This is a genomic window from Neolewinella lacunae (assembly GCF_014349155.1).
GTDB classification, from domain to species: Bacteria; Bacteroidota; Bacteroidia; order Chitinophagales; family Saprospiraceae; genus Neolewinella; species Neolewinella lacunae.
The window spans coordinates 90,637-116,751 of record NZ_JACSIT010000152.1 but is presented as its reverse complement, the minus strand read 5'-3'; the positions used below and the strand labels follow the sequence as shown (position 1 = coordinate 116,751).

The window sequence follows — 26,115 nt, the reverse complement described above, 5'->3', positions numbered from 1 at the left end:
CGGCAAGATAAACCAGGGAGCGAAAAAACCGCAGCAGCCAAGTCAAAAGTGTGGAAGGTCTTGGCCAGCCACCAAATCCGGCCTTTCCGGCATCTTACCCGGAGGCTGGCCATCATGCTGGCGGAAAGCGGAAGAAAAGGGCTGCTGTTTCCTCCCCGGACAACCCACCCGCTGCAACCATCGTTTACCCCAAAAACACAATCGCCATGGGTTTCCTCAAACTCTTCAAGCCCCCCAGCCACCAAAAGTTCAGCTACAAACCCCGTTACTGGGACCCCAAAAAGGAAGAAGCCGAAGAACGGCGCCAGCGGGTGGAGCAACTCGCTAAGGGCGGAGTAGATTCCATGAAAACCCGCATTTCCGGAGGCTTCCGCCGGGGCCAGGGTGGTGAAGCCAGCGGGGCTTACCGCAGCGCCCGCGTAAAACAATCCAACAGCACGCTGATCATTGTATTGGTCTGCCTCCTCGCGCTGGCCTATTTAGGCATTGCCGTGTTCTTCCCCGATCTGAACGCCTGGCTGAGCTAACGCCAGCCGGCAACCGCGCCTGCATTGCGGGGTCATTGTTGGCCGCTTCCACCCTGTTCCTCCGGGAAAAGGCGGCGGATGGCGGATTCCCGGGCCTGGAAAATGCCGAGCACTTGCCGGTGCACGAAGAGCCAATCCGCCAAAGTGCCGAGCGGGCCGAGAGGAACCTGGTAATGGAGGATGTCGGTCATCTCCGTACGGCCCGGCCCCAGTGCCCGGAAAAAATGCTGGTGGTGCCACAGCGCAAAGGGCCCCACCCGCTGGTCATCAATAAAGTGGTGATGCTGGCTGACGTGGGTAATTTCCGTCACCCAATCGGTCGTAAACCCCGGGAAAGGCCGCACTCGGTACTGCACGATCATTCCTTCGTACATTTCGACTCCAGCCACGGGAGAAAGGATGTTGAAGTGGACGTCTTCGGGCGTCAGTTTTTCCAGGTTTTCCGGCCGGCTAAAAAAAGCCCAGGTCTCCGGTAAGTCGCGCGGGACGATAGTGGTAAAAGTTAAACGGCGAGGTCGCATGGCTGAAAAGGGGCTGGCAGGGTAGTATAAGTCAGGTCAGCACTAAAGTGTTCAACCGCATTCCCGCCCGGAACCCCGAAACCTAAATATAAGCCGCCGCTCCCAGTAAAAAAACCGCCATTTACATTCATTAGCGCACAATGCTTATATTTGTGCCCATCCTTTTCTTTCCACCCAACCCAAAAAACGCCAGCCACCACGGCGGTCGCTGCTATGAACAACAGCTTTGCGAGGCTTGCCGTCCGGATTTTTTCCGGGCATCTGCTGTTCTTCGGAACGATGGCGGTGCTTTGTGCGCAGGCAACGGAGCTGGCCCCCAAGGGAGGTGTTCCAATGACCGGACGTGCGCCACAGGACTATTTGTACTTTGACCTGGGCTGCAACGTAGACGAGTGGGAAGGCTATTTTGCCCCCGACCGCTGGCAGAAAGTTTACGAAGGCCATCAAGACGAAGGGGAGCGCCTCCTGCTCTCCGAAAGGGTGCAGCAAACGGAAAACATCGCCTCCATCCTTTTCGAAACGATCCGCCCCGAGCGAGAAACGTGGTCCATCGAAATCCCCGCCGCTGGCTACCTCGCTTTTCACCTGCGGGCTACTTCGCCAACCATTTCCGGAGAGATTACCGTAAGCGTAAACGGCGAGGCAGCCACCCACCAGTTGCGGGCCGATGGGGCTTATTACAGTCCCTTTTTGCAAGCGGGGGACGTCTTCTCGCTCAATATCCCCGCAGGAAGCACCGCTTACCGGTGGAGTCAACTCCGCTTTCATACCAACTTTACCGGGGTGATCGTGCGGCCCGGTGAGTCTGCCCCGGCTTTCCGCTACACCCCTATCCTGGAAGGCCGCATCCAGCGCGTTTACTTCCCCAAAAGCGGCCCGGGCGTATGGCCAGTATTTGATCAGGACGGTGATCCCCTTACGACTTATGACCAGCAGGAACTACGCGCTTCCACCGACCGCTTTGAGGTGGAGTACGAAGACGAGGTCATCAAAAAAGAAGACAATTACTACCTGGAGCGGACTTTCACCATCCGGGAAAAGTGCCGGCGGGGCAACTGGTTGCGCCGGAGCAGAATGTGGGCCATTTTGCCCCTGATCCGGGAGTAAATCGCCCCTCCTTCCGACGAAAATTCGCCGTCAACGGGATTCCCCCAGTCTTTTCTTTCCCCGGTGGCAAAAAAACAAGAATAAAAGGTACGTAGCACGTTGCCAAAGCATATCTTTGCCCCTGTTTCCGCGCAGGTGGGCCAGCAGTGGGGGCTGTCATTTTCCTCCGTTCTGCCGCTCTGGCCAGTCTACATTGTTGCCCTTCCCGGGCCTCCTTGCTATCTTCTGTACCAAAGATTACATTCATGCAGATTCAAGAACAAACGCGTTACAGCGATGCCGATTTGGCAGAATTCCGCGGCATCATCGATGTCAAACTGAATGAAGCCCGCAAACAGCTCGACTTTTACCTCCAGCAACTCGCCGAACAGACGAACAGCGAAGACGGTAAAGTGCGTGGTCTGGATGATGGCACCTCCACCATGGTGAATGAAGACATTCACAACCTGGCCAACCGCCAGCGCAAACTGGTCCAACACCTGGAACACGCGCTGCTGCGGATCGAAAATAAAGTTTACGGTATTTGCCGGGTTACCGGCACCTTGATCCCCAAGGAGCGCCTTCGGATCGTCCCCCACACTACAATGAGTATCGACGCTAAGCAACAACAGTAGCGCGATCAGAACGCCAATAAGTCGATTATGCTTTTGCCGGCCTTCCCCCTACCCAGCGGGAAGGCCGCATTCGTTTCGGCCTCTGCCTGGCCTGCGGAATGCACATCCCCTTACGCCACCCTACCTTTGTGCTGGCTGGCCTTAGCTAACAGACTGTTCATTCGCCCCAACGCCAACCGCCATATTCCCCGCCCCGCATGAAACGTGAACGGATTGTTTTCCTGACCCTTCTGCTGGTTTTGCTCGCGGACCAAGCCAGCAAAATCTGGGTAAAAACCCACTTGGCTTACGGCGAGGAGATCAGAATTTTTGGGAGCAGCCACCTCCTCATCCATTTCGTGGAAAACAATGGCATGGCCTTTGGCATCAGCCTGGGCGGCGACTACGGCAAACTCCTGCTTACGCTTTTCCGGATCGTGGCCGTGGTTTTCCTGGGGATGTACCTGCGCCGGGCGGTGCAATCCGGCGAAGACCGCCAGCTGCTCTTTGGCTTTTCCCTTGTTTTGGCCGGGGCCATCGGCAACATCATCGATAGCGTATTCTACGGACGCATCTTTTCCGAATCGTCTTTTCACGGTGACGTGGCAACCTTGTTCCCTCCGGAAGGGGGCTACGCGCCCTTGCTGTACGGAAGGGTGGTAGACATGTTTTATTTCCCCCTCTTTTATGGCAATTACCCGGATTGGCTGCCTTGGCTGGGAGGCAAAGCATTCGTCTTCTTCCGCCCGGTCTTCAATGTGGCCGACGTAGCCATCTCACTCGGCGTAGTGCTGTTGTTGTGGTACTACTTCGGCAGCGTGCTCCGCAACAGACCCGCTGCGGCGGCTCCCGGGGATTCCGCAGACCAGGAAGCGGAGGAGGAGTAAGGGCTACTCGCTGGCCTCCTCAAAAGAGCGGATGGCCCGCACCGTACTGAACAGTTTGCCGTAGCGCAGGCGGTAGTAAATGAACTTCCCCTGCCGTTCGGTCTCCACCAGCTCCGCCTGCCGCAAAATGCGCAGGTGCTGGGAGGTGATGGACTGCTCGAGGTCCAAAGCGCTGTAAATGCGGTTGACGTTGATGCCGTCGTTACGATCAATAAACTCGAGGATTTTCATCCGCAGCGGGTGGGCAAGCGCACGGAGGACTTCCGCAGAATGCTCTAATTCCTGTTCTTGGATTTGTAGGCTGTTGGAAGTTGCCATTGGGATAACTTAAGCAAAATGCAGCGGCCTCCGGTCAAACGTAGTAGTGTGTGTTCGGAAAAGTGGGGATGCAATGGCCGAACCGGGGCCCAGTTTGGTAGACTAGGTAAGGGATGTGGGATAAGCCCCTCTCCGGGAAAGGCTTACCGATGGGTAAAGGTCGGTTAAAAAATTCTAGCAACCAAAATTTTTCAAAGAAAACGGTAGCAAATCACTGGAAAACGGTACACTCCGGCAAGAAATCGGTTAGTCAGACAGATCACTGACCAACTGCGCGATCAACGAAAGCCGGTCTTTTTGCAGGCTGTAGTAGATGAACTTGCCTTCCCGGAAGGGTTCCACCACCCCCGCCTTGCGCAAAATGGCCAGGTGTTGGGATGCCACCGACTGCTCAATCCGTAGCAAAATGTACAGCTCCGTCACCGTCAGGCGCTCCTCTTTTTCCAGCAAAGCAATGATGCTACGACGCAATTCGTGGTTGATGGCCCTCAAAACCAGCACGGCGTTGCGGAGGTTTTCGTAGTTGATGTTTATCTCTTCATCGCCCTGGCGGAGGGTCATGCGCTCTTTCTTCGCTTTAGCCATTGCTAGTAAATATTATAAAAGTTGCGGTCTGTAAACCTACTGAATATTAGGCAAAAATACATTATCCCTGGATAATATACCCGCATAATTTCGCCCTGCTGACGGGCCTGGAACAGAAAAGGCCTCCGACAAAAGGGTCGAAGGCCGTAAAATAAACACTATGAACAACACAAATTCAACTGGCAGCGGACCCTTGGGCCAGCCACCAGCATCTAAATGTAAAAATAAATACCGGTAAAAAGTTCGGCATTCAGCAAATTTTTCATAAGGCCTGGCCCCGGATCAGAAGAAAGCAATTGGCAATCCCAGCGCAATTATCGATCTTTGACCTCAGACCACGGAGAATGAACGCAAAAGATTTCCAAAATTATCTGGAAAAGCCCCGCCTTTTGTTCGGGCTGCCCCTGACGGAATTGCAACAACTTGCGCTTCGTTACCCCTATTCGGCTAACCTGCGCTTACTGCTTTGGGTAAAGGCGCACCTGGAGGGGCACCCCGACGAGGCGACCTACCGGGAACGCTGCGCTGCGGCTACTTTTGATCGTAGCTTCCTTTACGACCTGCTGCGCGAGCTCACCGAAGACGCCCACCAAGCCCCCTTAGGTGAAGGCGAGACCCTCGAACTGAAGAACCTCGAAGAGCTCAGCCTCGATGCCCTCCTGGCTCCCAGCCCCAACGAAAACCGTCCCGCCTCCGCTACTCCGCCACCCCCACCCCCCGCAGCTGCGGCAGTTTGGCCGCCGGAGGAGTTGGACTTTCCCGCCCCCAAAGTTCCGAAAAACCCCACCCCGGTGGTGCCTCCTCCGCTTCCCGGCTTCGACGTCGCCGCGTGGGTAGCCGCTGCGGCCACTTTTACCACCCTTCTCCCCGCTCCAGCGCCCTCCCTGGCCCCAGCAGCGGAAGGGGAATTGCAGCCAGAGCCCTCCCAAAAGTTTGCCCGCCAAACCACTCCGCCCTCCCCTCCGTCCCTCCGCCAACGGCTCCACCGGATCCGGGAGATGCAGGATATTCGCCCTCGCTCCGGGGGGGCTGCGGTAGACAGCATTGCCCGCCGCAGCCTGATGGCCCAGGAAGACGTTGCCAGCGAAACCCTCGCCAGTCTGCTCGTCCGCCAGGGCCAGTACCAGAACGCCATCAAAATGTACCAGCGGCTAATCTTGCTCAATCCAGATAAAAAGCCGATCTTTGCGGGCCTTATCCAAGATTTGAAGGAAAAACTATAGTCCCATGGTCAATTTTCTTACCATCCTGACCGGTGCGATCTGCGTACTACTCATGATCGTTGTCCTCGTACAGAACCCCAAAGGCGGTGGTATCGACTCTACTTTCGGCGGTTCCCAGGCCAATCAGATGCTCGGCGCTTCCCGCTCTACCGACGTCATTGAGAAAATCACCTGGGGCCTCGCCGCAGCACTGTTCATCCTTTGCGTCCTTACGGCCCTCGCCGTTAGCGCTCAGGGCGGCGGCGGCGGACTCTAAAAGCCTCCCCCCGGAAGGGTATCCGCCCGCTCGGGCTCCCTTCCCCACCGTCAAGTAGCGCTCTAAAGCCTGACCGGACTTGTGGCCTCACCGCCCCATTTCACCGCGCTGCTTCGCCAGTCGCCCGGCAAGTTTGCTGTAGGTCCATCCAACCAACGCAAAGGCCCGTAGTCCAGCTGGATTACGGGCCTTTGCATTGGACGCTAGCGCGCAGAGCCTCTCAGAGTCGGGTGTTGATCACGTTGTTGTACAGCGAGCCGAAGGTGTAACTCAGGCCAAAACTAAGGTCCGCTTCAAAGTTCGTAGCCAGTTGCGACTGCCCGAGCAGGATGTCCTCCACCGAAGCCGTACCCCGGGGCAGGCTGATCTGGTCATTGATGATCTCGTAGCCTCCGCCGATGTTGAAGGAAAGCCCCTTGATGACCCTCACGTTGGCGCGGCCGTTCAGAGAGAGTCGGTTCTTAGAAAAGTCGGTCAGGAAGTTCCCCCCGGAGACCCCCACGAAGATTTGTCCCCACCGCTGCCGCACCCGCAGGTCTACGTCCACCGCATGGCGCACCAGACTTTCCTGGTCTTTCAGGAAAATCGTTTCTTCGGTGTATTGGTTGTGCGCCCAGCCCAGGCGGTAGGCAACCGTAAACTCCCGCAGCGGCACATCGGCGTAATCGAAGATATTGTACTCAATCGCCGGTGCCAACCACACGCTGTAGTTGATGTTCCGGAAAGTGCTGGAAGACATGCTGTTAAAAAGCCCGACCGACCAGTGGTCGCCCACACTTTTCACCACCGAAGCGTCCATCCATAAATCCCGCCGCACGGCCGTCAGGGAGGTTCCGTCGGACTGGGTTACCGTCTGGTTCCGGTAAAACAGGTTAGGGCTGAACCTCACCCGCAGTTCCGGGGTCGTCCGGTCCGCCTCGAAGCCCAGACGCAGTTCCGAACTGCCCCGTTGGCTCTCCGTTTGCACCTTGAAGTTGGCCCACACCTCAAAAATCCAGTTGTTCCAGTTGTCTTTTTTATCCTCTTGCTTTTCTTCTATCGCAGCGACCGTGTCGGCTACGGCAGGCTGCGCAATGTTTATATCGGCCAGTGCTCCGTAGGGCGTCCCCGCCAGGAAGCCCGCCAAACCCAGTTTGATGCGGTGGGTAAGGAGTTCATCCCGCTCCAGTTCCGTCATCACCGCAGTAGTCGCCACCTTGAAGGTGAGTTGGTTCCCCGCCAGCTCTTTCTGCCCTTTGAAGCTCAGATCGTACACCCTGCCCCCATTGCTCAGGTAGTTGGTAACAATGAAGAGATTGACCTGCGCCGAAGTGGGGTCTACCGTGTGGTTGACGTAGTCCAGGCGCTGCTTGAGCAGGGTTTTATTGCACTCACAATCTACAAAAAGCATAAGGCGGTCCGGAATCCCCTTGCCCGAAAGTACCAGGCCAAGCGTAAGAAATAAAGCCAAAAATGTCGTTCTCATCTGGTCAGCAACGGTTTACTGCAAAGCTAGGCTTAGCTTACACAGCAAGTCAACCCCCACACCACCCCATGATTCGGGCTTTTTAGCCTCTTTTTGCTTCGGCCAGGGCCTTTTTATAGACCTCGAGGGCGCGTTCCCGGCCAAACTTATGTTCCACCAGCGGTTCGCTGGGGTACTCGGGCGTACCGAATTCGGGCACCCAGGCTTTGACGTAGGTAAAGTCGGGATCGAATTTCTTTTGCTGGCTCTCGTAGTTGAAAATCCGGAAGTAGGGCTGCGCATCCGTCCCGCAACTGGCCGCCCACTGCCAGCCGCCGTTATTGCTGGCCAGTTCAAAATCCAGCAGCTTTTTCGCAAAGTAATGTTCGCCCCACTGCCAATTGATGAGCAAGTGTTTGGTCAGGTAACTGGCCACGATCATGCGCACCCGATTGTGCATGTAGCCGGTCGCATTGAGCTGCCGCATTCCGGCGTCGACCAGCGGAACGCCCGTCCGGCCGGCACACCAGGCCGCAAAGTGGTCCTCGTTGTTTTCCCACGGGATGGCGGCGTATTCTTCGCGAAACGGCCCCTCCACCACGTAAGGAAAATGTTGGAGGATGTTGGAGTAAAAGTCTCGCCACACCAGTTCCTTCAGGTAGGTTTCGTTAAGTCCCTGCGCCCGCCGCGCCTTTTCCCGGATGGAGATGGTGCCGTGGCGGAAGTGGACGCCCAGGCGACTGGTTCCCTCTGTTCCGGGGAAGTCCCGCGTTTCATCGTAGTGCTGGATCAGTTTGCGGCTCACTTCCGTGGGCGGAAAGTCCGTCCTGGCGGGTTCAAAACCCATCTCCTGCAGGCTGATGATCTTCCCGGGCTTAGCTACTGGCAGCAGGTTTTTGGCGTACTTTTCGTTGGGGTAGGGTTTGAGGTAGTAGGATATTTCCTTGCCCTCAAAAGTGCTCATCCGGCTCTTCAGCCGTTCCCGCCACTTGTTCCAGAACGGGGTGTAGACGGTGTAGGGGCCACCGTCATTTTTCTGGACTTCCTTTCCTTCAAAAATGAGGTGGTCTTTGTAGTGATGGAAGGTGGCCCCGGCTTTTTCCAGAAGGGCCTCCACCGCCCCGTCGCGCTCGCGGGCGTAGGGTTCGTAGTCGCGGTTGGTATATACGGCCCGGGGTTGCAGGTCTTTCACGATGCCCGCCCATACCTCCAGGGGCTTACCGTAGTACACGCGCAGGTCAGACCCCATGCTGCGGTAGGCCTCGGCCAGTTCCGTTACGCTGCGGTGGATGAACGTCACCCGTGCATCTCGGGGGTCTTCCAACTTACGGAGAATCTCCTGATCAAAGATGAAAATGGGCAGTACCGGTCCGCCCGCCTTCAGGGCCCGGTAGAGGCCGGCATTATCCGGGAAGCGCAAATCGCGGCGATGCCAAAAAATCGTGGGCCGTGCTTTCATACTCCCTACAAGGCAAAATTCCCCTCCTTGGTTTAGGGCCAGCGCTTTTCGGTGGAGCGTGGGACCAGTGGGCCACTAGTCGGGCGCGGCCGCAGGTGCAAGCGCCGTACCCCGGGGAAGAGCAGGGAAAGAAAAAAGGAAAGCGGCCCGGGTACCAGGACCGGTTTCCGCCCAAAAAAGTGTTAAAATTTACCTAAAAGCCCCCCGTCCCTCCTGTCACCCCATGCCCGTGGGGTGGTGCCCCCTCCCCCCCTGGCCGTACCTTTGCTTCACGAGCAGGAAGTGGTGCAACACTCCGCTCAGGGTTTTTTCCAAAAAGCGTGTTTATCTCAGGCGTACCCGATTGTTGGTTTTCGGCTCGCCTTCTGAAAGGTTTTTTTTGGCGCCCAGCGCCCTAGATTCCAGTTATTACTTGGTAGTTTTGAAAGCTACAACATGGGCCGGACGGTGCAACGTCCGGCTCTTTTTTTGTCCGTTCCCCAGGTATTTCCCAGGGGCAAGCTTTCCGGGACAGCCTATCCTCCCCTTCCCTGCTCTTAAATTCGTCCATGGCACCTGCGGCCGCGCCCGCTGAAAGACCAGCCGCTACCATCTTTATTGGGAGTCCAAGACTACGCCAGCCACTTTGCGCGTATCTAATGGGTGCGCCGCCGCCAATTCGTACGGTGCCTTACCAAATCTGCCCTTGCCACCGCCCCAACTGCCGGGCCCGCGCTAAATTTACCCCATGCGCCATACCATGCTTCTCTTCTGGGTTTGCTTTCTTACCAGCACCATGCTCTGCAGCCAGGCCGATAGCCTCGGAGAGTGGCGGACGCTGCAGGCCTACCGCACGGGCACGGACGTGACCGAGAGCCCCAACTCCATCATCTACACCACCGGCAAAGCCATTTTCTTTCTGGACAAGGAAGACCTCAGCATCACGCGGCTGGCGCGGGAAGACGGGCTGGCCGAGGCCCGCATCCGCCTCATCCGGTACCACGGCCCCACCGAGACCCTCATCATCGTCTACGAAAGCAGCGTGATTGACCTCTACCGCGACGGCCGCTTCTTCACCCTCCGGCAGATCGACAATTTCAATTTCAGCGGCGATAAGAAAGTCAACGCCCTTTTCTTTGGGCCCAACAACCAGGTCTACCTGGCGGCTGGCTACGGCGTCTCCGTTTTGGACCTCGACAACGCAACCTTCCTGTTCACCACCTTCACGGGGGCGATCGTGGCGGGCGTGGCCCTGCACAACGGCTTCATCTACGCGGCGACCGACGAAGGCATCTACCGCGCGCCCCAGGTGGGCGTCAACCTGAGCGACTTTGGCACCTGGGCGCTGCTGGGCGAAGCCAACGGCTTTCCGGGCGACTACGCCAGCCCGGTGATCGAGGTATTCAATGAGCAACTCTACTTCGGCATCGGCCATGACGTTTATCGCCTTGAGGGCGACACGGCGACGCTCTTCTACGATGCCGAGGAAGCGCCGGCCTGGGAACTTGAGTACCTCAGCACCGGCCCCAGCTTGCTGATGGTCGGCTACCGCTGTACCGATAACAGCTGTCGCGACCGCCAAATCCGTATGTACGATGCCAATGGCCTGCGGCAGGTCCTGCGCAATGAATGCTTTTTTGACGTAACGAATTCGCTGGAAGACGACCGTGGCCGCATCTGGATTTCCGAAAGTGGCCGCATCCCCGGCATCCGCTACCTGACCTCCGCCACCAGCCGCGAGTGCATCACCCTTGAATACGGGGGGCCGCCGACCGATGACAACTTCCGCCTGCTCCACGACGGAACGGCCCTGTGGGTGGCCCCCGGCGTGCTGGACGAGAACTTCAGCCCCAGCTTCACCGCCGGCGGCGTCTACCGCCTCCGCGACGGAACGTGGACCGGGTTCAACCGCCGGAATACAGACGTGTTCCGGGGCCGCGACGGGCAGGAGCAGGGGGATGATGACGTGGGTACCATTGTGGACGTTCACTACGACCCAGTCGGCCAACGCCACTGGTTCAGCTCCTTCTTCGAGGGGGCCATTGCCTGGGACGATGCTACCGAGAGCGGGGAGATTTTTGATGAACTGAACAGTTCGCTGCAACTCAGTGCGGGGGCAGGCCCCGGGCGCGTCCGGGTAGCCGGGGCCGTAAGCGACCCCCAGGGCTTTACCTACCTGGCCAACAACCGCGCCGCCCAGGATGCGATCGTGAGTGTGCGCAGTCCCGACGGCGAATGGGCCGCGCTGGGCACCCGCTGTAACGACAACCTGGCCCTGGACATCGCCATTGACCCTAATGGCTTAGTGTGGGTCGTCCACGCCACCAGCGTAGGCGGCAGCCTGACTGTGCTGGACCCAATGGGAACGCCGATGGACCCCAGCGACGACCGCTGCCGCACGATCACGAGCAGCAACAGCGCCCTGCCCACCAATAGCGTGCGCAGCGTGGCGGTGGATCTGGAAGGAAACGTTTGGGTGGGTACCGCCCAGGGCATTGTGGTCTTTTCCTGCGGTCCTAATGTCTTTGATCCCGAGACCTGCGTGGGAGACTTACCCATTGCCGAAGCCGACGAATTCGGGGGATTCCTTTTGGAAACGGAGGAAATCCGCTCCATCACCGTCGATGGAGCCAACCGTAAATGGATTGGCACGGGTGGCGGAGCCTACCTGCTCTCTCCCTCGGGCGAAGAGCAACTGCTCTTTTTCGACAAAGACAATAGCCCCTTACCCGATAACCTCGTGCGGGACATTGCGATTGACCCTGGCACGGGCATCGTCTATTTCGGTACCGAGTTGGGCATTGCCAGCTACCGGAGCGACGCTACGGCGGCCACCCAGGCTTTCCGCCCGGAACTGGTCATCTTCCCCAACCCCGTTGAGCCGGGCTACCAGGGTCCTATCGCCATCAATGGACTGGCCCGCGACGCCCTCGTGAAGGTGACGGACCTTTCGGGGAAGCTCGTCGCCGAGGGCAACGCCGCTGGCGGACAGTTCCTGTGGTCAGGGACGGACTACAACGGGCGGCGGGTGACCAGCGGGGTGTACCTCGTATTTGCCAGCAGCAAGCCCCAGTTTAGCATCACTGATCCTGGCAGCGCCGTGGGCAAGATCGTGTTCATCCGCTAGCTTACGGGGGCTTTGCCTTATCTTGGCGGGCATGAAGCTTCGTTACAGCTACCATTCCGAGCCCGCTGCCAGGCCCCGGGCACGTTGGGTCCATTTCCTTCTGTTCAGCGGGGCCTTCCTTTTGTTGGTGGCCGCGGGGCAACAGTTCTTCCTGTTCTTCACCGACTGGCACGCTTCGGATCAGGAGCACAGCTACTGGTTTCTGCTTCTGGGCATCGTTTACCTCCTGCTCGGTGCCGTTCTGGCCTGGTGGGGATACCTGTTGTTTAAGGCCCGCCGGAATGACTTCGAGCGTTACGTCCGCATTGACGACACAAGCATCACCTGGCAGCTTTACCAGCCGGATGGCGTGCAGCGGATGGCGCTCAAAGACCTCGTTAAGGCCGAGCAGCTCAACGTGCGGGAATTGCAACTCACCCGCACCGACGGTAGCACTTTGGTACTTCCTATTTACCTCGTAGACGGTGCGGCTAAGCAGGAAGAACTGTTGGCCACCCTGCGCACGGTTATGGCGGGCTGAGGGCCGGACGCGGGAGCGCAGTAAAGATGAGGCTGAGTACTTAAGGTGAGGTTGGGCCCTGACAATAATCACAACTAATTGGTCCTCAACGGCCTTAGACGGCAGTACTGTAGTTCGGTAGTAGACAATACCCAACTACCGAACTACAAAATCATTGCGATCTAACCCTCTGAAAGTCAGTGAATAGCTACGTTGCAAACCCCTAACCTGACGTTACTTACTTCGCCTTGCGCAGGTATACGTTTCCGTAGGGTGCGCGGCATTGCACCCTCGTGCCCCCGCCGTTGATGCGGGCGATCACGCGCTGGTAATAGTCTTTTTCCTCGCTGGCGGCGGTATCCAGCTTCAGGTCCAGGTCGCTAAGCAGTTCGCCGTACTCGGTGGTGATGTCCAGGTTAGCCGCCTGGCCGGGGGGCAGGGTGAGGTCTACAGCACCGTAGTTGCTGTACAGATCAAGATCGCCTACGCGGGTGCCGGGTCCGAAGACAATGTCTAATGCGCCGTATTTGGCCTTTGCTTGTTGGAGGCCGCCTACGTTGGTGACGGCAATACCGCCGTAGACGGTTTCCACCGAAATGAGGATGCCGGCGGGAACTACGATTTTCAGGGTAGCGTCGATTTTGACGCCCCAGTACCTGTTCTTACCTCCTTCGTCCGACTGATAAGTTTCGACGCCCTTGCCCCCAAACTCCCGCTCCAGCAACTCGGCAGTGGGCAGCACCTCCCGGATGCGGAGGATACCATTTTCGCGGTCAATTTCGAGTTTGCGCAGTTCAGGACGGTCTTCGCCGTCGGCGGTGAGCACGTGGTGAACGGAGACGGCATCGGTGCCGCCAGTGGTAACGGAAACGGAGCTGAAGGCGGCGAAGATCTGCACGACGCGGGCCCCTTGGAGGGCAATGTCTTGGCGGTCGCCCTGGGCCTGGACAAAAAACGGAGCAGCCACCGCGAGGAGGAGAAAGAGAAAGCGCATGGAATGGGGGTTTTACAGCTTGGGTAGTGGCCTCGGCAGAACCCGTAGCGCCACTACCCATAAGCCGTTGGCAAGCGGAGAAAGGTTACAGTGCGACCGCAGAATTTTACTGCTTGCGCAAGTAAACGTTCTTGTAGGTGGCCGTGAGGGAAACGAGCTTTCCGCCGCCGTTGATCGTCCCCGTCAGGCCGTCCTGTTCCTTGGGGCTGCGGGCTTCGTCCGAATCCCAGTCTACGGCGCTGGGCTGGCCTTTGCTGGAAACTACGGAGCCCGCCTTGATGTCAATGTCGAAATCAGTGTACATACTTCCGTAGCTCGTATTCAGGCGCAAATTGGCTTTGGTAGCAGCAGGCAGGGTGAGATCGACGTTGGCGTAGGTAGAATGGAGGCGGATGTCCTGGTTGGGGGGCCCGGCCGCAAATTTGGTTTCGATGCCCCCGTAAATGGTGTTGATGGAGAGCGGGCCGTAGGCGTTGTTCAAGATTACCTGGTGGTAGTTCATCGTCACGTCCAGTTCGCCTTTGAAGTCATTCACCACCAGATCGCCGCCGTGGTAAGTGGACTGCACCACCTTCACCAGGGCCGAGTTGGGTACGCTCACGGTGATGGTGCCTTCGCCGCGGCCGATTTGCTCGACGACCACCTTGCCATCGATCGTTTGGACGGAGAGACCTAAGCCCGTATTGTCTTGTTTACCGGTAGCGCTGATCTTTTTGAGTCCGGCCGCCCGTTCATCGTTGGTCCTTGACGAGCTGTTGCCACGGTTGATCTTGAGTTCCGTCCCGTCGTAACCAACAATTTTCAGATGGTCAATCTCCCTGAACTCGACCGCCTTACCGCTCAGGGGAATGCGGTGCTCGGTCTGGGCGGCAAGGAAGAAGGAGGAGAGAAAAGCGATCAGCAAAAAGACATTTTTCATAGCAGTTGAATTTATTGGGGGTGGTTGGGAGGTATAGTTGAATGGCCCGGGAGGGATCAGATGAGTTTGAAGCTGGCGAGCTGGGCGGCATCGCGAACGGGCTGGGGGAGGCTATCGGTTTGGATGATGTCTTCCAGATAGGGCAAGACACGGGCTTCCTGGCAGCGTACGAGGGTTTCAATCAGTTCAAAGCGCACCACATCGGGCGGGCCTTCCCCCATGGCCGCCAGGAGTTCGGCCCGGGCCAGTTCGCTGCCGGTGAAGCGGCGCAGGGCGTCTAAGGCAGCCAGGCGGACGTTGGCGCTTTCGTCGTTGCGCAGCAGGTAACCAAGTTGACCGATGCTTACCGGGTCGGCAATGGTCAGTTCCAGGGTCACGGTGGCGGCCTGGATGCGGGTGCTGGGGCTGGCGTTGTGCATCAGCTCCAACATCAACGCCCGGGTGGCGGCCAGCTCTTGTTCCAGGCTCCGGTCCGCGCGGTTGCCCAGGTACCAGCCGCTGGCAAAAACCCCTAAGATGACCACGGCGGCGGCCACTGTCCGGTAACTGAAGCGGGGCAGGCTGCGCACCCGGGCCAGGGGTTTAGCGCCTGCCGGTGCTGCGTTGGCGAGGGCAGCCTCCAGGGCAGCGGCAAAGCGGGCGTCGGCGCGGGCGGAGGGTGCAGGATCGGGTTGGCCCGCCACCTCGTTCAGGAGGGCCTGGAGTTCGGCCAACTCCGCCCGCAGCATAGCATCATTCTCCAGCGCCGCTTCCACTGCGCGGCGTTGGGCGGGGGGCAGCTCGTCGGCCAGGTAGTCGATCAGTGCTTCTTCGGTGATGGTTTTCATTGTTCGTTCAGTTTGGCGTAATTGACGCGCAGTTGTTTGATGGCCCGGTGGATGCGGACCTTGACGTTGGCTTCGGAAATACCGAGGACGGCGGCGATTTCGGCGTACTTCAGCCCCCGTTGCCAGGCCAGTTCCACTACTTCGCGGTAGCCTGTGGAGAGACCGGCGAGCGCCTGGCGGCTTTGCCCCAGCGTTTCGCGGGCTTCCCAGGCGCAGTCGGGGGCTGGCGTAGCGTGGGCCAGGGTTCCCAGGTCGAAGCCGTCGGCCAGCAGCAATTTGCCCCCTTTGCACAGCTCGTCTTGCAGGACGTTGCGGGCGATGGCAAACAACCAGGCCCGGAAGGCGGGGCCCCGGTAGGAGTGGCGGTACTGGATGATCCTTTCGAAGGCATTTTGCAACAAGTCTTCGGCCTGGGCGGGCGCGTTCGTCCGCCGCAGAAAATAAGCGTACAGCGGGTTGCGGTAACGCTGGTACAGCTCAGTGAGCTGCCGCAGGTCACCACCGGCTACGGCTTGCATCAGTGTCTCGTCAGTGGGCATTGCTGGGGGCTTCGGTAGGTATACTGCCCGATGGACGGAAGGTTACAGCGGCGGAAAAGTTTTTTTGCGCGGCCGCAGGTGCTCCCCCCCGGCCCCCCGAAAGGGGGGAGTTAAGACGAGGAGCGAGGAAAGTCAAAGGGTCCCTCCGTTTGCTCAATCCACAGGGCAAATGCCTGGTTCGACGCTCCTTGCTCTTGAATTACAGCACCCGGCACCTGCGGCCGCGCCCCGGTACTTACCCTTCCTGCGGCAAAAGCTCGAGGCGAATGCTGTCGAGGCGGAGGCTATCCCGGTACAGGCTATCGCGCAGCAGGGTATCGAAGCGGATTTCGAAGGGGAAAAGCGGTCGCAGGGGCAGGGGGGAAGAGAGCATTTTGACCTCCGGCTCTCCCGGGCGGGGCGGACGGGGCGGGCGGCCCTCTACGCGACGCATGCGGCGGGCGCGGTCCAGCAACAAAGAATCGGCCCGAAACAGGGCGCTTTCCATCACCCGGTCCTGGCACTCGCGCAACAGGTTGGCCCGCAGCGCAAGCACGCGCTCCTGAAAGCGGGCTTCCACCACCGCGCTGGAGTCAAAATCATCACTCAGGCAGCCCGCCAGCAGCAGGAGGGCCAGGGCAGCGAGCAGCGGGCGTGGATTAGCGGTCATTGCGCAGATTTTGGGGAATGCGGGCCCGGAGGCGGGCTTCCTCTTCCAGTCGGCGCTGCACGATGCTGTCGGTTGCAATGGCAATGCGGTCGGTCATACTCGCCGTACAGAGGCTATCAAGCAGGGGGCGCAGGCTATCCATGTATGCCGTGACGCGGCGGTCAATTTCCTCCCGGTCTTCCAGCGTCAGCCGTACGTTGAGTTCGTCCTGCTCGGGCGAGCAGGCGAAGCAAAGGAACAGCAGTACACCGAACGGCAACAGTTTGGGCATGCCGCAAAGATACCCATTTGCCAAAAAGATAGGTCCCGATGGAAGCCACTACCCCTGGCGTGCCTACCTTCGCCTTCCCAAGGTGCGCTAAACCGCATTCCACCACCAAATCCCGCAGGCATGACTCCTTTGCAAATCGGTATTTCCATCGGCGACCCCAACGGGATTGGCCCCGAGGTAGTCATCAAGGCCCTCGTCCGGCCGGGGCTGCTTGATCTGGTCACTCCCGTCATTTACGCTTCGGCGGCGGCCCTGCAACAGTACCGGGGCAAGGCCGCTGAGCGGTTTGATTTTGCCATCGTCGCATCGGCCGAAGATGCCGAAGACGGGCAGATCAACCTGGTAGAGGCTTTTCCGGAAGACCTCCCCCTCGCCCCGGGCCAGCCCACTGCCGAGGGCGGTGAGGCCGCTGCCCTGGCCCTGGCCCGCGCCGTGGAAGACCTCAAAGAAGGCTGGCTTGATGCCATCGTCACCGCCCCCATCAATAAATCGGTGATGCCCCGCGAAAGTTTCCCCTACCCTGGGCACACGGAGATGCTGACCGAAAGCCTGGGGGCTACCGAGAGCCTGATGTTTCTGGTGGCGGATACCCTGCGCGTGGGCGTAGTGACCAACCACATCCCGGTCTCCGAGGTGGCCAGGGCCGTCACCCGCCAGCGGATTCTCGATAAGCTCAAGATCATGGACGCCAGCCTGCGGGCCGACTTCGGCATCGTCCGGCCAGTCATCGCCGTCCTTTCCCTCAACCCCCACGGCGGCGATGATGGGCGTATTGGCGACGAAGACATCAAGGTCGTGCGCCCCGCCGTAGAACAAGCCAAGGAAAACGGCATCCTGGCCATGGGCCCCTTCCCCGCCGACGGCTTTTTCGGCGCTGGTAAGCAGCATCAATTTGACGCCGTCCTGGCGATGTACCACGACCAGGGCTTGGTCCCCTTCAAGGCCCTCAGTTTTGGCAAGGGCGTCAACTTCACGGCCGGGCTGCCCGCCATCCGGACCAGCCCCGACCACGGCACGGCCTACGACCTGGTGGGGCAAGACAGCGCCAGCCCGGACTCCTTCATCGCCGCCCTCTTCCTGGCCCGCGACGCCTACTTCAACCGCGTCCGCTACGAAGCCGACACTGCCAACCCCCTGACCAGCCGCATGCACCTGGTGTACAAGCGCAAAACCAAGGAATCCTCCGGCGAAAAAAGCCGCGGCGGTGCCCGCTCGGGCAAACGGCCGGGCGGAAAGTCTGGGCGCGGTAAAAAGGAAAATTGATTAAGCCGTTCGGGCCAACCATTTTACCAAAACTTTATTAGCGCTTTGGCCATTCGTGCTTCCCCCCCGTCCGCTGGACCAGCTACGGGCCAGGGGCACCAAGTTGCGGCCGGCAATCCCCTCCCCCAATGCGCCAATACCGCCTTCCCGTTCTGATCATCTTCGCTCTCTTCGCAGTAGCGGCCCTCTTTGGGCTTACCCGGCTGAAATTTTCCTTCGACTTTACCCAGTTCTTCCCGCGGGGCGACGAAGACCTGGCCTTTTTCCTGGAATTTATCGAAGAGTTTGAGGGCGACGACAACTTCCTGCTCGTTGCCCTGGAGCGTCCGGCGGGAGTTTTCGACTCCGCTTTTTTGGCCGAAGCCCACGACTTTGCCCTGGCGGCCCGCGACCTGGAGATGGTGGACGGCGTACAATCACTGACGACCTTTGCCTACCCGGTGAAAACCCCTTTTGCCGTTACAACGCTGCCGGCCATTCACCGCAATGACCCTTCCCGTTACGCGGCCGATAGCCTGCGCATCATGCAGGATGAGCGCTTCGTGGGCAACCTCATCAACGAGCGGGGTACCGCGCTGGTTGTGGCCATGAAAACGCCCAGCCTGATCCAACTGGAACAAAGCCAGGTGTTGATAAACGACTTGGAAACACTCCTCAGTCAGTACAATTTCCCGGATTACCATTTCCTGGGCCCCGCCTATTTCCAGAAAGAAATGGTGGCCATGCAGGTGCGGGAGGTATCCGTATCGGCAGTGATTTCGGGTTTGTTGGTGGCCTTGATCATGTTTTTGCTGTTCCGGCGGCCACTGGGCATTTTGGTGTCTTTGGTCAGCATCGGCCTGGGGCTGCTGCTCTTCATTGGCCTGCTCGGTCTGCTGGGCCGGGAGCTGAACGCCATCGCCGCGCTTTACCCCGTCTTGATGATCATTGTGGGTACGTCCGACGTCATCCACATCATGTCGAAGTACATCGACGAGCTGCGGGCGGGAAGAGACAAGGAAACGGCCATTCGCAATACCATTAAGGAAATTGGCTTGGCCACGCTGCTGACTTCACTGACTACGGCGGTCGGTTTCGCTACCCTGCTGACGAGCCGTATTGACCCCATCCGGGATTTTGGGATCAACGCTGCGCTAGGCGTGATGGTGGCTTACGTGACCGTCATTTTCTTTACCACCGCTTTGCTCAGTTATTTGAGCGTAGACCAGATTGTTAAGATTGGCCGCCAACAGGCCTTCTGGGATCGCTTGCTGGAACGGACTTACCAATTTACGCAGCTCAGCCCGGGGAAGATCAAACTCGGGGTTGCGACGGTGGTCATCCTTTGCGCGGTAGGAATTTCCATGGTAACCACCAACTACCGCATCGAATCGGCCCTGCCCAAAAACCGGAAGATTACCGAAGACTTTCTCTTTTTCGAGCGGGAGCTCTCGGGTTTCCGGCCCTACGAGATGGCGGTGACGGCCAAAGACACGCATCGGATTACTGACTTTGCCGTCTTACAGGAAATCGGCAAGATTGAGGATTACGTCAGGCGTTTCGACGCCGTAGAAAGTACGGCCAGCATTACGGCCGTTTACCGGAGCATCAACCAGATGTACAACAACAACCGGCCGGATGCTTACACCTTGCCCGCCGATGAGGCCACCTACCGGCGTTACCGGCAGCTGGCCAGCCAGATTCCGGCCCTGAACCTCAACGTCCTGATGAGCGAAGACCGCACCAAAGCAAGGATCACCAGCCGGCTCAACGACTTGGGGGCAGACAGTATTAAAGTGTTTTTAAGCCAGACCGACGCCTGGATTGCCAGCAACATTGATACTTCGCTGATCAGTGTACGCAGCACCGGAACGGGCGTCATCATCGATAAAAACGCTCAGTACATCCGGGAAAATCTGCTGCAGGGGCTGGGGGTGGCCATCCTGATCGTTTGTGGACTGATGGGCCTGTTGTTCAGGAGCTGGCGGATGCTGGTGGTGAGCCTGGTCCCCAACCTACTACCACTCCTGCTGGCCGGGGCAATGCTCGGCTACCTGGGCATTGAACTGGAGGCAGGGGTAAGCATCGTGTTCGCCATCATCTTCGGAATTGCGGTAGACGACACCATTCATTTCCTGGCGAAGTACAAGCTGGTCCGCAGCCGGGGAATAGCCGTCGAAGAAGCCATCCACCGCACCTTCCGGGAGGCGGGCAAAGCCATCGTCCTCACGTCAGTGGTGCTGTTTTTCGGATTTTTGGTCATGCTGTTCAGCATCCATCCGCCCAGCGTTACCATCGGGCTGCTCATCAGTGTTACGCTGGCCAGCGCCGTGGTCAGCGATTTGCTCCTCATTCCCTTACTTTTGAAGTGGCTCTACCCCGCAGAAGTCCCCAACGCCTAAACGGGAGAGGCATCTACAGCCCGGCCCAGGAGGCGGGATTGCCCTATTTGAGCAATTTATCGGCCACTACGATGTACTGAAATTCCAGGGTGATGTCGTCACTGGAAACCAGATGAAAGCCCGCTGCGGTCAACATATCTTCCAGGCTGCCAAGGGCTACCCGGTCTTCTTTATCCGGGCCAATGGCGGTATTGCGCTTTTTCCAGTCAACTATCACGATGCGACCGTCGGGGCGCAGGGCGGGATAGAGTTTTTTGAGGTAGGCGACCTGATTATCGATGTACATGAAGGTGTTGACGAGGAGGATGATGTCCACTTCTCCGTTTTCCAGCATGGGGTCGTCTTCGCGGGCCAGGCGGGGTTCGAGGCGGACTTGCAGTTCTTTGGGCAGTTCCAGTTCCCGGATTACTTTGAGCTGTTCGACGATGCTGTCGTTGATTTCGATGGCAATGACGCGGTCGGCAATCGGTGCAAGACGGGTGGCGAAAAAGCCTTCGCCGGCCCCGATGTCGGCAATGACCTTTTCCCGGATGTCTCCCATCGCATCCAGTACGGCCCCTGGTTTTTGCCAGACCAGGCGTTCGATGGGCTTTTCGCTGGGTTCTTTTTCGTAGAGCCTTTCGTCAACCGGCGGCGGGGGGGCGTCTTGGCAGGCGGCAAGGTAAAGGGCGAGAAAGAGCAAAATAGCGGGCACGCGCATGGGTAGGCGGGATTTAGAAGGCATGAAGATAGGGCTACAAAGGACGCGCGCAAAAATCCTGCATCAGGGCCAGCATGTTCTTGCGCAGTTGGTCGCCCTCCTGCGTATAATTATTGACCATGATGGCGAAGGCCAATTCGCGGCCATCGGGGCGCAGGGCGTAGCCTGCGTAGCAACGGGCGGCGGCTACGGAGCCGCTTTTTGCGTAGAGTTTACCTTCGGCCGGGGTACCTTTTAAGTAGCGCTGCATCGACCCGGTGCGACCGGCCAGGGGAATGCTTTCCCGCCAGCGTCGGTTGCCCGCCTCCCCGCGCAGGAAAGCCGTCATGAAGGCAGCGGGAAAGAAGTTGCGGGTACCGAGGCCGCTACCGTCCTCGATGTTCACCGCCGTGGTGGGCACACCCCTGGCCTCCAGCCAGTCCATAATAACTTCCGTGGACGCCAGCTCGTGCAGTTCCCCGCCCCGGCTTTTGTTGATTTCCCGCAGCAGGGTTTCGGCGTAGAGGTTGAGGCTGCGCAGGTTGGTCCGGTCAATAATGGAAAGCAGGCTTGGCGAGGTGTAAACATCCAGCACTTTGCCCCCCTGGAAGCGGGCGCTGCCCAGGCTGCGGTCGCTTTCGGCGGGCAGGGCAACGGTGATGCCGGCCGCCAGCAGTTTCTGGCAGAAGGTCTGGGCAGCAAACAAGGGCGGATCGGGCAGGGCCCCCTTGATGGTAAAGCGGCCGGTGCCGGCGGGGATCGTCCCCCGCACGTAATTGTCGTAGCCGAAAGGTGCGCCGAAGAGATAAGCCTGGTCTCCGCTGCCGCGTGGGCCGCTGCGCAGTTCGTTGGTGATCCGCAGTCCGGGCACCGGCGGGCGGATGGCATTGACCAGCGGCGTGCTGCCTTCCTGGCTGCGTTGGAGCAAATCGAGGAAGTAAAAATTTTCGTGCAGGTTCAGTCCGTACACCCCTGCACCGTAGTAGTTCCCCAGGTCGCTCCAGGGCCAGCCGGCGGCCGCAGCCCCCGTGCCGTAGTAGCTGCCGTCGCCCACCACACGGCCTTCGATTTTGGTGATGCCTGCTTTTTTTACGGCCGCCACCCAGCGGTCCAGCATCGCCTCCAGGCCGGGGACGCCGTCCAGATAAGGACTGCCCAGCGTGGGGTCGCCGCCTCCCACCAGGTGAAGATCGCCCCGCAGCACACCGCCGGAAATGGTGCCCCGGGCAACGAGTTCGGTCTTGAAACGGTGCCCCTCGCCCAGTATTTCCAGGGCCGCAGCCGTGGTGATGAGCTTGAGGGTGGAGGCCGGGATGCAGGCCAGTTCCGGCTGGTGGTAGGCCACCCGCTGGCCCGTGGCCACGTCGATTACGTCAATGGAAATGGCCGCGCCCGCCAGTTGATCGTGGAGGGCAAAAGCCCGCACGGACTGCTGGACCGTCGTCTGGCTCCAGCCCGGCAACAGGGGGGAAAGCGACAGCAAGAGGAAAAGAAAATTACGGTTCATGGGGATGGAGTTGAGGTGGTAAATACAAAATAAAACGGGCGCGGGCGCAGGTGCAAGGTGGAGCCAAAATAAAGCAGGGGAGGTCTGTAGTGTTGACCTCCCCTGCTCCTTCACGCGGGCCCGGCACCTGCGTCCGCGCCCAAAAACCGAAAGCGTTCGCTACGGCAACACGACGATCCGCTCGGTATGGCGCTCGCCAGCTCCTTCCATGCGCAGGAAGTAAACGCCGGCGCTGAGGCCACTCAGGTCGATCAGGTCTTGGCTGCCACCGCCGGCAAAGCGGTAAATGCCGAGCTGCCGGCCAGCCACGTCAAACAGGAGGGCATTGATGCCCCCCGTCCACGCTCCTTTGGCCTCCACCGTCAGGAAGCCACGCACGGGATTGGGATAGACCGATACGCTGCGGCCACCACCAAAGTCCTGTACCCCGACGGGCCGGATCGTCAGCATGCGCACCTCGCTGATCTGGCTGCCGCAAGGACCATTGGCAATGACCCGCCAGAAGATCACCTGACCCGAAGGCAGATCCCCCAGGGTAAGCAGGCGGTTGGTAGTCTCCTGCGCAAAGTCAATGGTCGAGAAGTCTTCCACCGTAGTGTATTGCAGGGTATAGCTGGTGGCACCCGCCGTACGGTCCCAGTTGAAAACCACGTCGCCAAACTGCACTTCCGCATCCGGTTCAGGACTCGTCAAGGCCACTGCTTCCAGTGACCGGACGATGGTCAGGGGGAAGTTGACCATCCGGGTGGTGCCATCGGGCGCGGTCAGGGTAAAGGTAATGGTGTAGGTGCCGGGCGAAAGAAAACCCCAGTCGGCAAACATCAGGCTCAGGGTCCGGGTCGCTTCGTCATAGGCCGTGGAGAATTGGGTAATGGTTTGTAATTCCGTGGCCGCCACAACGGTCACGGCGGAGGTGAAACTGCTGCCCAGTTGGAATTGGAGGGTGGTAGACTCTTCCGTACACGCCTCGATGGCCGTGGTGCTGGAGTTTACACTGTAATCCCGGATCTCGCCGCCCGAGCCGCAAAAGAGGATCTCAAAACGGGTGACGTTTCCTCCGTCAAAGTTCGCGTTATCGCGCAACACCAATCGCCATTCCCCGAGGCTGCTTTGATCTGCAAAGGCGGCAAAAGACTGCGCTGGCTGGAAAGTTCCTGCGGTGGCCACCGGGTCAGCGGTGCAGGTGCCCACAAAATCAGCGGCGGTCAGCACGGCCGCGTCGGTAAAGACGACGGAAAGGTTGTTGCCTCCGCAGTTCCCACCACCAATGGCGTTGAAAAGCCGAATGACCGTGCCGTTGGGCGCAACCAGGTCAGCGTCCAGGTCTCCGATGAAACTATGGTCAATATCTAAAGCAACTTCCATGGCCGAAATCGGTAATTCGATGCCTACGTTGACGGTGGCAATAACTTCGGGCGTGCCGTTGGCAGAAATACTGATGGGCAGTTGGGAGGCACCCTGGCCGCCACAAGCCTGGTTGGAGGTAGTAAAACTGTACACCGCCCAGTCGCCGGGGCCGCAGGTGCTAATGGAACGGACGCGCCAGTAGTAAGTGGTGTTGGGCTGCAGGACTTCGTTGAGGTCGAAGTTGAGTGCTGTCAAGCCCCTCCCGCTGGTTACGATGCTGGTAAAACCGGGGCCCTCCGAGAAATCTACGTCATAGGAGAGGGCCTCCGTTACGGCGTTCCAGCTCAGGTCCGTGTTCGGCGCTACTTCAGTGGCGGCGTCGGCGGGGACGTTGGCCGAGGGAGCGGCGGCCTGGCCGGCTACCAGGTTGAGTGTAAAAGTGATGGCATCGGAGTTGTTGCCGGAGCCGGCCCTTACCACCACGGTGTACGTGCCCGTGGCAATCGCCGGGTTGCCGGCCAGGAGGAGGTTGACGGTCTGTCCGCCACCCGCGCTGGTAGCCGAAAGCGTGGGGTTGATGCCCGGGCTGACGCTGGTGATGGTCAAGGGGGTGTTGGCAGGGAAACCGCTGCCAAGCTGGAAGGGAATGCTGATGCCAAGGCTGTTGCAGGCCGTAACGCAGTTGCTGACGGCCGTCAGGGTAGTGGGCAGGCTCGCCGAGTCAAATCCGTCGATGGTCAAACTGCCCGTACCGCAGGGATCCAGCCAGTCCATCAGGCGCGTCTGGGGAGTTCCCCCGCCCGTCCAGCTGACGTGAAAGTAGCCGTAAACGTCGTATTCATCGTTGCCGCAGGCCGCGTTTCCGCCGAAGAGTTGGCCACGGACGCGCTTGCGGGTATCGAATAAAGGAGAGCCGGAAGAACCACCCTCGGTGGTGCCGATGGACCAGTCGGGGACCTCCAGCAAATTCCCCGCCGGGTTGGGCGTCCCCCCGCCGTTGTTGGTGCGGTAAGTCTGGTTGAAGCTGAAAGAGATTCTTTTCTCCTGCACTCCGGGATGGTGGATGGCAATGACCGTGTCAGAAGGCACGGGGGCTTCGGCAGACCAGCCCGCGAAGAAGGCGTTGGCAGCGGGGTTGACGGCGTCGTCGAGCAGGGTGATTGTTACGTCGGAGGGCGCGTAGCTGGCCAGGTGAATGGCACCGCTGTTGAAAACGGCCCGCGACCCGTTGCCCTGTCCACCACTGGCCCCGCTACCGACGGGGCGGCAGGTGCTGTTTTCGTAATTCCAGTAAGCCACCAGGGAAGGGGCCGAGCCCGTGCGTACGCCGCAGTGGTTGGCCGTCATGAAAAAGGGCGTACCGTCCTGGTTGACGTTATTGACCAGGAAACCCGTACAGGTATTGACGCCGTTGAGGGTGTACGCCCCGACGCTGCGGATGATGTCGCGGTAGCCATTGACGATGGCCCAGCCGTCGTCCTGGTCACAGATAACGTCGAGATTACATGAACCGGAGAGGGACTTGGTGACGTCCAGAAAGTCGTGGTTTACGCTGGTCAGGTAGAGTTGAACGAGGTCCTTTTGCGGCGTGGGTACCCGCAGTTCAATCATCAGTTCATCGCCTTTCAGCAGCGGGCTCCAGAACTGGTTGTGTTCTTCGTTATCGGCGGGCGTGAAGGGGCCGAGCTTTTCGGTTGGACTGAGCAGGTAGAGCTCGGCACCGGCGGGCAGTTGGTACTCCGAGAAGCCGAGGTTGAGCGTTTTGGCCGATGGACTGACGATGCGGAGCCGCCAGATGGATAGCGGGCCTTCCCGGTGCCAGGCGCCGTGGGTGCCGGGCCGGATTTTTTGCGGCAGGGTTACGGCGAAGGTCAGTGGCCGGCCCGGTCGGGTGGCCGCTTGTTCTGCGGCCAGCAGCGCAGCGTTGTCCTGGCTGGGCATCTCCAGGGTGGGGACTTTCTCCAGCGCCCCGGGAGAAAGGTCGTACTGCGCCAGTGCAACGGCAGAGCAAAAGACGGCGATTAACAGTCCAAAAAAGCGGGAAAAGCGATTCATACTAGTCATTTATATCTCACAAGGTCATAAAAGTAAGTGCTTTCCCGGTAGTGTAAATAATTGTTTCTAGTCTTTGTAGGATACATTACAAAGCCTTACCTTTGCGCTCCCTTACAAATCTTCCGGCTGGCTCCGCCACCGTATCAAACGAATAACGCG

At 59.1% G+C, this 26,115-nt stretch carries 24 protein-coding genes; 10 read left to right on the top strand and 14 right to left on the bottom strand.

Going from position 1 to position 26,115, the window contains the following annotated elements; all coding sequences use genetic code 11:
* Positions 1-206: 206 nt before the first annotated feature.
* Positions 207-527: a hypothetical protein gene (locus H9S92_RS19325; RefSeq protein WP_187468343.1), complete on the top strand. Its 321-nt coding sequence runs from the start codon at positions 207-209 to the stop codon at positions 525-527.
* A 32-nt stretch (positions 528-559) separates the two neighbouring features.
* Here the strand turns inward: H9S92_RS19325 and H9S92_RS19320 are convergent, their stop codons facing one another.
* Entirely contained in the window at positions 560-1,048 is a 489-nt protein-coding gene (locus H9S92_RS19320; RefSeq protein ID WP_187468342.1) for an SRPBCC family protein, read from the bottom strand.
* Positions 1,049-1,261: 213 nt separating this feature from the next.
* Here H9S92_RS19320 and H9S92_RS19315 point away from each other — a divergent pair, with 213 nt between their 5' ends.
* The 3 genes from H9S92_RS19315 (at position 1,262) to H9S92_RS19305 (ending at position 3,635) form a co-directional block, all read left to right on the top strand.
* Entirely contained in the window at positions 1,262-2,155 is an 894-nt protein-coding gene (locus H9S92_RS19315) for a hypothetical protein (RefSeq protein ID WP_187468341.1), read from the top strand.
* 245 nt (positions 2,156-2,400) lie between these two features.
* Positions 2,401-2,769, top strand: a complete 369-nt coding sequence (locus H9S92_RS19310; protein WP_187468340.1) for a TraR/DksA family transcriptional regulator — start codon at positions 2,401-2,403, stop codon at positions 2,767-2,769.
* Between the two features lie 197 nt (positions 2,770-2,966).
* The gene (locus tag H9S92_RS19305) at positions 2,967-3,635 is read left to right on the top strand and encodes a lipoprotein signal peptidase (protein ID WP_187468339.1); all 669 of its coding nucleotides are present in this window, start codon (positions 2,967-2,969) and stop codon (positions 3,633-3,635) included.
* A 3-nt stretch (positions 3,636-3,638) separates the two neighbouring features.
* Here the strand turns inward: H9S92_RS19305 and H9S92_RS19300 are convergent, their stop codons facing one another.
* Entirely contained in the window at positions 3,639-3,953 is a 315-nt protein-coding gene (locus H9S92_RS19300) for an ArsR/SmtB family transcription factor (protein ID WP_187468338.1), read from the bottom strand.
* Positions 3,954-4,199: 246 nt separating this feature from the next.
* Positions 4,200-4,538, bottom strand: coding sequence for an ArsR/SmtB family transcription factor (locus H9S92_RS19295; protein ID WP_187468337.1), 339 nt, complete (start codon positions 4,536-4,538; stop codon positions 4,200-4,202).
* A gap of 344 nt (positions 4,539-4,882) precedes the next feature.
* On the opposite strand from H9S92_RS19295, the gene H9S92_RS19290 reads away from it, so the two are divergent.
* Both H9S92_RS19290 and secG read left to right on the top strand, forming a co-directional pair.
* Positions 4,883-5,761: a hypothetical protein gene (locus H9S92_RS19290; RefSeq protein WP_187468336.1), complete on the top strand. Its 879-nt coding sequence runs from the start codon at positions 4,883-4,885 to the stop codon at positions 5,759-5,761.
* A 4-nt stretch (positions 5,762-5,765) separates the two neighbouring features.
* Complete coding sequence (gene secG / locus H9S92_RS19285; protein ID WP_187468335.1) at positions 5,766-6,017, top strand: preprotein translocase subunit SecG; 252 nt, start codon at positions 5,766-5,768, stop codon at positions 6,015-6,017.
* Positions 6,018-6,237: 220 nt separating this feature from the next.
* Here secG and H9S92_RS19280 read toward each other — a convergent pair whose 3' ends face one another.
* Both H9S92_RS19280 and H9S92_RS19275 read right to left on the bottom strand, forming a co-directional pair.
* Positions 6,238-7,482: a hypothetical protein gene (locus H9S92_RS19280; RefSeq protein ID WP_187468334.1), complete on the bottom strand. Its 1,245-nt coding sequence runs from the start codon at positions 7,480-7,482 to the stop codon at positions 6,238-6,240.
* An 82-nt stretch (positions 7,483-7,564) separates the two neighbouring features.
* The gene (locus H9S92_RS19275; RefSeq protein ID WP_187468333.1) at positions 7,565-8,920 is read right to left on the bottom strand and encodes a cryptochrome/photolyase family protein; all 1,356 of its coding nucleotides are present in this window, start codon (positions 8,918-8,920) and stop codon (positions 7,565-7,567) included.
* A gap of 727 nt (positions 8,921-9,647) precedes the next feature.
* Here H9S92_RS19275 and porZ point away from each other — a divergent pair.
* Both porZ and H9S92_RS19265 read left to right on the top strand, forming a co-directional pair.
* Entirely contained in the window at positions 9,648-12,026 is a 2,379-nt protein-coding gene (gene porZ, locus H9S92_RS19270) for a type IX secretion system anionic LPS delivery protein PorZ (protein ID WP_187468332.1), read from the top strand.
* A 31-nt stretch (positions 12,027-12,057) separates the two neighbouring features.
* Complete coding sequence (locus H9S92_RS19265) at positions 12,058-12,546, top strand: hypothetical protein (RefSeq protein ID WP_187468331.1); 489 nt, start codon at positions 12,058-12,060, stop codon at positions 12,544-12,546.
* Between the two features lie 217 nt (positions 12,547-12,763).
* Here the strand turns inward: H9S92_RS19265 and H9S92_RS19260 are convergent, their stop codons facing one another.
* The 6 genes from H9S92_RS19260 to H9S92_RS19235 form a co-directional block, all read right to left on the bottom strand.
* Complete coding sequence (locus tag H9S92_RS19260; protein WP_187468330.1) at positions 12,764-13,519, bottom strand: DUF4097 family beta strand repeat-containing protein; 756 nt, start codon at positions 13,517-13,519, stop codon at positions 12,764-12,766.
* 106 nt (positions 13,520-13,625) lie between these two features.
* Positions 13,626-14,438: a DUF4097 family beta strand repeat-containing protein gene (locus H9S92_RS19255; RefSeq protein ID WP_187468329.1), complete on the bottom strand. Its 813-nt coding sequence runs from the start codon at positions 14,436-14,438 to the stop codon at positions 13,626-13,628.
* Positions 14,439-14,494: 56 nt separating this feature from the next.
* A complete protein-coding gene (locus tag H9S92_RS19250; RefSeq protein ID WP_187468328.1) occupies positions 14,495-15,265 on the bottom strand; it encodes a HEAT repeat domain-containing protein in 771 nt (256 codons plus the stop codon).
* Positions 15,262-15,804 carry an RNA polymerase sigma factor gene (locus tag H9S92_RS19245; RefSeq protein WP_187468327.1) on the bottom strand — a complete coding sequence of 181 codons (543 nt, stop codon included), beginning with the start codon at positions 15,802-15,804 and terminating at the stop codon, positions 15,262-15,264. Before H9S92_RS19245 ends, H9S92_RS19250 begins: the two co-directional genes overlap by 4 nt.
* Before the next feature lie 235 nt (positions 15,805-16,039).
* Positions 16,040-16,453: a hypothetical protein gene (locus tag H9S92_RS19240; protein ID WP_187468326.1), complete on the bottom strand. Its 414-nt coding sequence runs from the start codon at positions 16,451-16,453 to the stop codon at positions 16,040-16,042.
* Positions 16,443-16,724 (bottom strand): hypothetical protein, encoded by a 282-nt coding sequence (locus tag H9S92_RS19235; RefSeq protein ID WP_187468325.1) that lies wholly within the window; start codon positions 16,722-16,724, stop codon positions 16,443-16,445. Before H9S92_RS19235 ends, H9S92_RS19240 begins: the two co-directional genes overlap by 11 nt.
* A 120-nt stretch (positions 16,725-16,844) precedes the next feature.
* On the opposite strand from H9S92_RS19235, the gene pdxA reads away from it, so the two are divergent.
* Entirely contained in the window at positions 16,845-17,987 is a 1,143-nt protein-coding gene (gene pdxA, locus H9S92_RS19230) for a 4-hydroxythreonine-4-phosphate dehydrogenase PdxA (RefSeq protein WP_187468324.1), read from the top strand.
* 128 nt (positions 17,988-18,115) lie between these two features.
* Complete coding sequence (locus H9S92_RS19225; RefSeq protein WP_187468323.1) at positions 18,116-20,368, top strand: efflux RND transporter permease subunit; 2,253 nt, start codon at positions 18,116-18,118, stop codon at positions 20,366-20,368.
* A gap of 43 nt (positions 20,369-20,411) precedes the next feature.
* Here H9S92_RS19225 and H9S92_RS19220 read toward each other — a convergent pair whose 3' ends face one another.
* From H9S92_RS19220 to H9S92_RS19210, 3 genes are all read right to left on the bottom strand, one after another.
* Complete coding sequence (locus H9S92_RS19220; RefSeq protein WP_187468322.1) at positions 20,412-21,092, bottom strand: class I SAM-dependent methyltransferase; 681 nt, start codon at positions 21,090-21,092, stop codon at positions 20,412-20,414.
* A gap of 10 nt (positions 21,093-21,102) precedes the next feature.
* On the bottom strand, positions 21,103-22,554 hold the full coding sequence (gene dacB, locus H9S92_RS19215) for a D-alanyl-D-alanine carboxypeptidase/D-alanyl-D-alanine endopeptidase (protein WP_187468321.1): 1,452 nt from the start codon (positions 22,552-22,554) through the stop codon (positions 21,103-21,105).
* Between the two features lie 159 nt (positions 22,555-22,713).
* Positions 22,714-25,956, bottom strand: coding sequence for a T9SS type A sorting domain-containing protein (locus tag H9S92_RS19210; protein ID WP_187468320.1), 3,243 nt, complete (start codon positions 25,954-25,956; stop codon positions 22,714-22,716).
* Positions 25,957-26,115 lie beyond the last annotated feature (159 nt).

What these genes read in the sequence shown, in the direction of transcription:
- H9S92_RS19325 (WP_187468343.1), top strand. Translation starts at nt 207, where the DNA reads ATGGGTTTCCTCAAACTCTTCAAGCCCCCCAGCCACCAAAAGTTCAGC.
- H9S92_RS19320 (WP_187468342.1), bottom strand. Translation starts at nt 1,048, where the DNA reads ATGCGACCTCGCCGTTTAACTTTTACCACTATCGTCCCGCGCGACTTA.
- H9S92_RS19315 (WP_187468341.1), top strand. Translation starts at nt 1,262, where the DNA reads ATGAACAACAGCTTTGCGAGGCTTGCCGTCCGGATTTTTTCCGGGCAT.
- H9S92_RS19310 (WP_187468340.1), top strand. Translation starts at nt 2,401, where the DNA reads ATGCAGATTCAAGAACAAACGCGTTACAGCGATGCCGATTTGGCAGAA.
- H9S92_RS19305 (WP_187468339.1), top strand. Translation starts at nt 2,967, where the DNA reads ATGAAACGTGAACGGATTGTTTTCCTGACCCTTCTGCTGGTTTTGCTC.
- H9S92_RS19300 (WP_187468338.1), bottom strand. Translation starts at nt 3,953, where the DNA reads ATGGCAACTTCCAACAGCCTACAAATCCAAGAACAGGAATTAGAGCAT.
- H9S92_RS19295 (WP_187468337.1), bottom strand. Translation starts at nt 4,538, where the DNA reads ATGGCTAAAGCGAAGAAAGAGCGCATGACCCTCCGCCAGGGCGATGAA.
- H9S92_RS19290 (WP_187468336.1), top strand. Translation starts at nt 4,883, where the DNA reads ATGAACGCAAAAGATTTCCAAAATTATCTGGAAAAGCCCCGCCTTTTG.
- secG (WP_187468335.1), top strand. Translation starts at nt 5,766, where the DNA reads ATGGTCAATTTTCTTACCATCCTGACCGGTGCGATCTGCGTACTACTC.
- H9S92_RS19280 (WP_187468334.1), bottom strand. Translation starts at nt 7,482, where the DNA reads ATGAGAACGACATTTTTGGCTTTATTTCTTACGCTTGGCCTGGTACTT.
- H9S92_RS19275 (WP_187468333.1), bottom strand. Translation starts at nt 8,920, where the DNA reads ATGAAAGCACGGCCCACGATTTTTTGGCATCGCCGCGATTTGCGCTTC.
- porZ (WP_187468332.1), top strand. Translation starts at nt 9,648, where the DNA reads ATGCGCCATACCATGCTTCTCTTCTGGGTTTGCTTTCTTACCAGCACC.
- H9S92_RS19265 (WP_187468331.1), top strand. Translation starts at nt 12,058, where the DNA reads ATGAAGCTTCGTTACAGCTACCATTCCGAGCCCGCTGCCAGGCCCCGG.
- H9S92_RS19260 (WP_187468330.1), bottom strand. Translation starts at nt 13,519, where the DNA reads ATGCGCTTTCTCTTTCTCCTCCTCGCGGTGGCTGCTCCGTTTTTTGTC.
- H9S92_RS19255 (WP_187468329.1), bottom strand. Translation starts at nt 14,438, where the DNA reads ATGAAAAATGTCTTTTTGCTGATCGCTTTTCTCTCCTCCTTCTTCCTT.
- H9S92_RS19250 (WP_187468328.1), bottom strand. Translation starts at nt 15,265, where the DNA reads ATGAAAACCATCACCGAAGAAGCACTGATCGACTACCTGGCCGACGAG.
- H9S92_RS19245 (WP_187468327.1), bottom strand. Translation starts at nt 15,804, where the DNA reads ATGCCCACTGACGAGACACTGATGCAAGCCGTAGCCGGTGGTGACCTG.
- H9S92_RS19240 (WP_187468326.1), bottom strand. Translation starts at nt 16,453, where the DNA reads ATGACCGCTAATCCACGCCCGCTGCTCGCTGCCCTGGCCCTCCTGCTG.
- H9S92_RS19235 (WP_187468325.1), bottom strand. Translation starts at nt 16,724, where the DNA reads ATGCCCAAACTGTTGCCGTTCGGTGTACTGCTGTTCCTTTGCTTCGCC.
- pdxA (WP_187468324.1), top strand. Translation starts at nt 16,845, where the DNA reads ATGACTCCTTTGCAAATCGGTATTTCCATCGGCGACCCCAACGGGATT.
- H9S92_RS19225 (WP_187468323.1), top strand. Translation starts at nt 18,116, where the DNA reads ATGCGCCAATACCGCCTTCCCGTTCTGATCATCTTCGCTCTCTTCGCA.
- H9S92_RS19220 (WP_187468322.1), bottom strand. Translation starts at nt 21,092, where the DNA reads ATGCCTTCTAAATCCCGCCTACCCATGCGCGTGCCCGCTATTTTGCTC.
- dacB (WP_187468321.1), bottom strand. Translation starts at nt 22,554, where the DNA reads ATGAACCGTAATTTTCTTTTCCTCTTGCTGTCGCTTTCCCCCCTGTTG.
- H9S92_RS19210 (WP_187468320.1), bottom strand. Translation starts at nt 25,956, where the DNA reads ATGAATCGCTTTTCCCGCTTTTTTGGACTGTTAATCGCCGTCTTTTGC.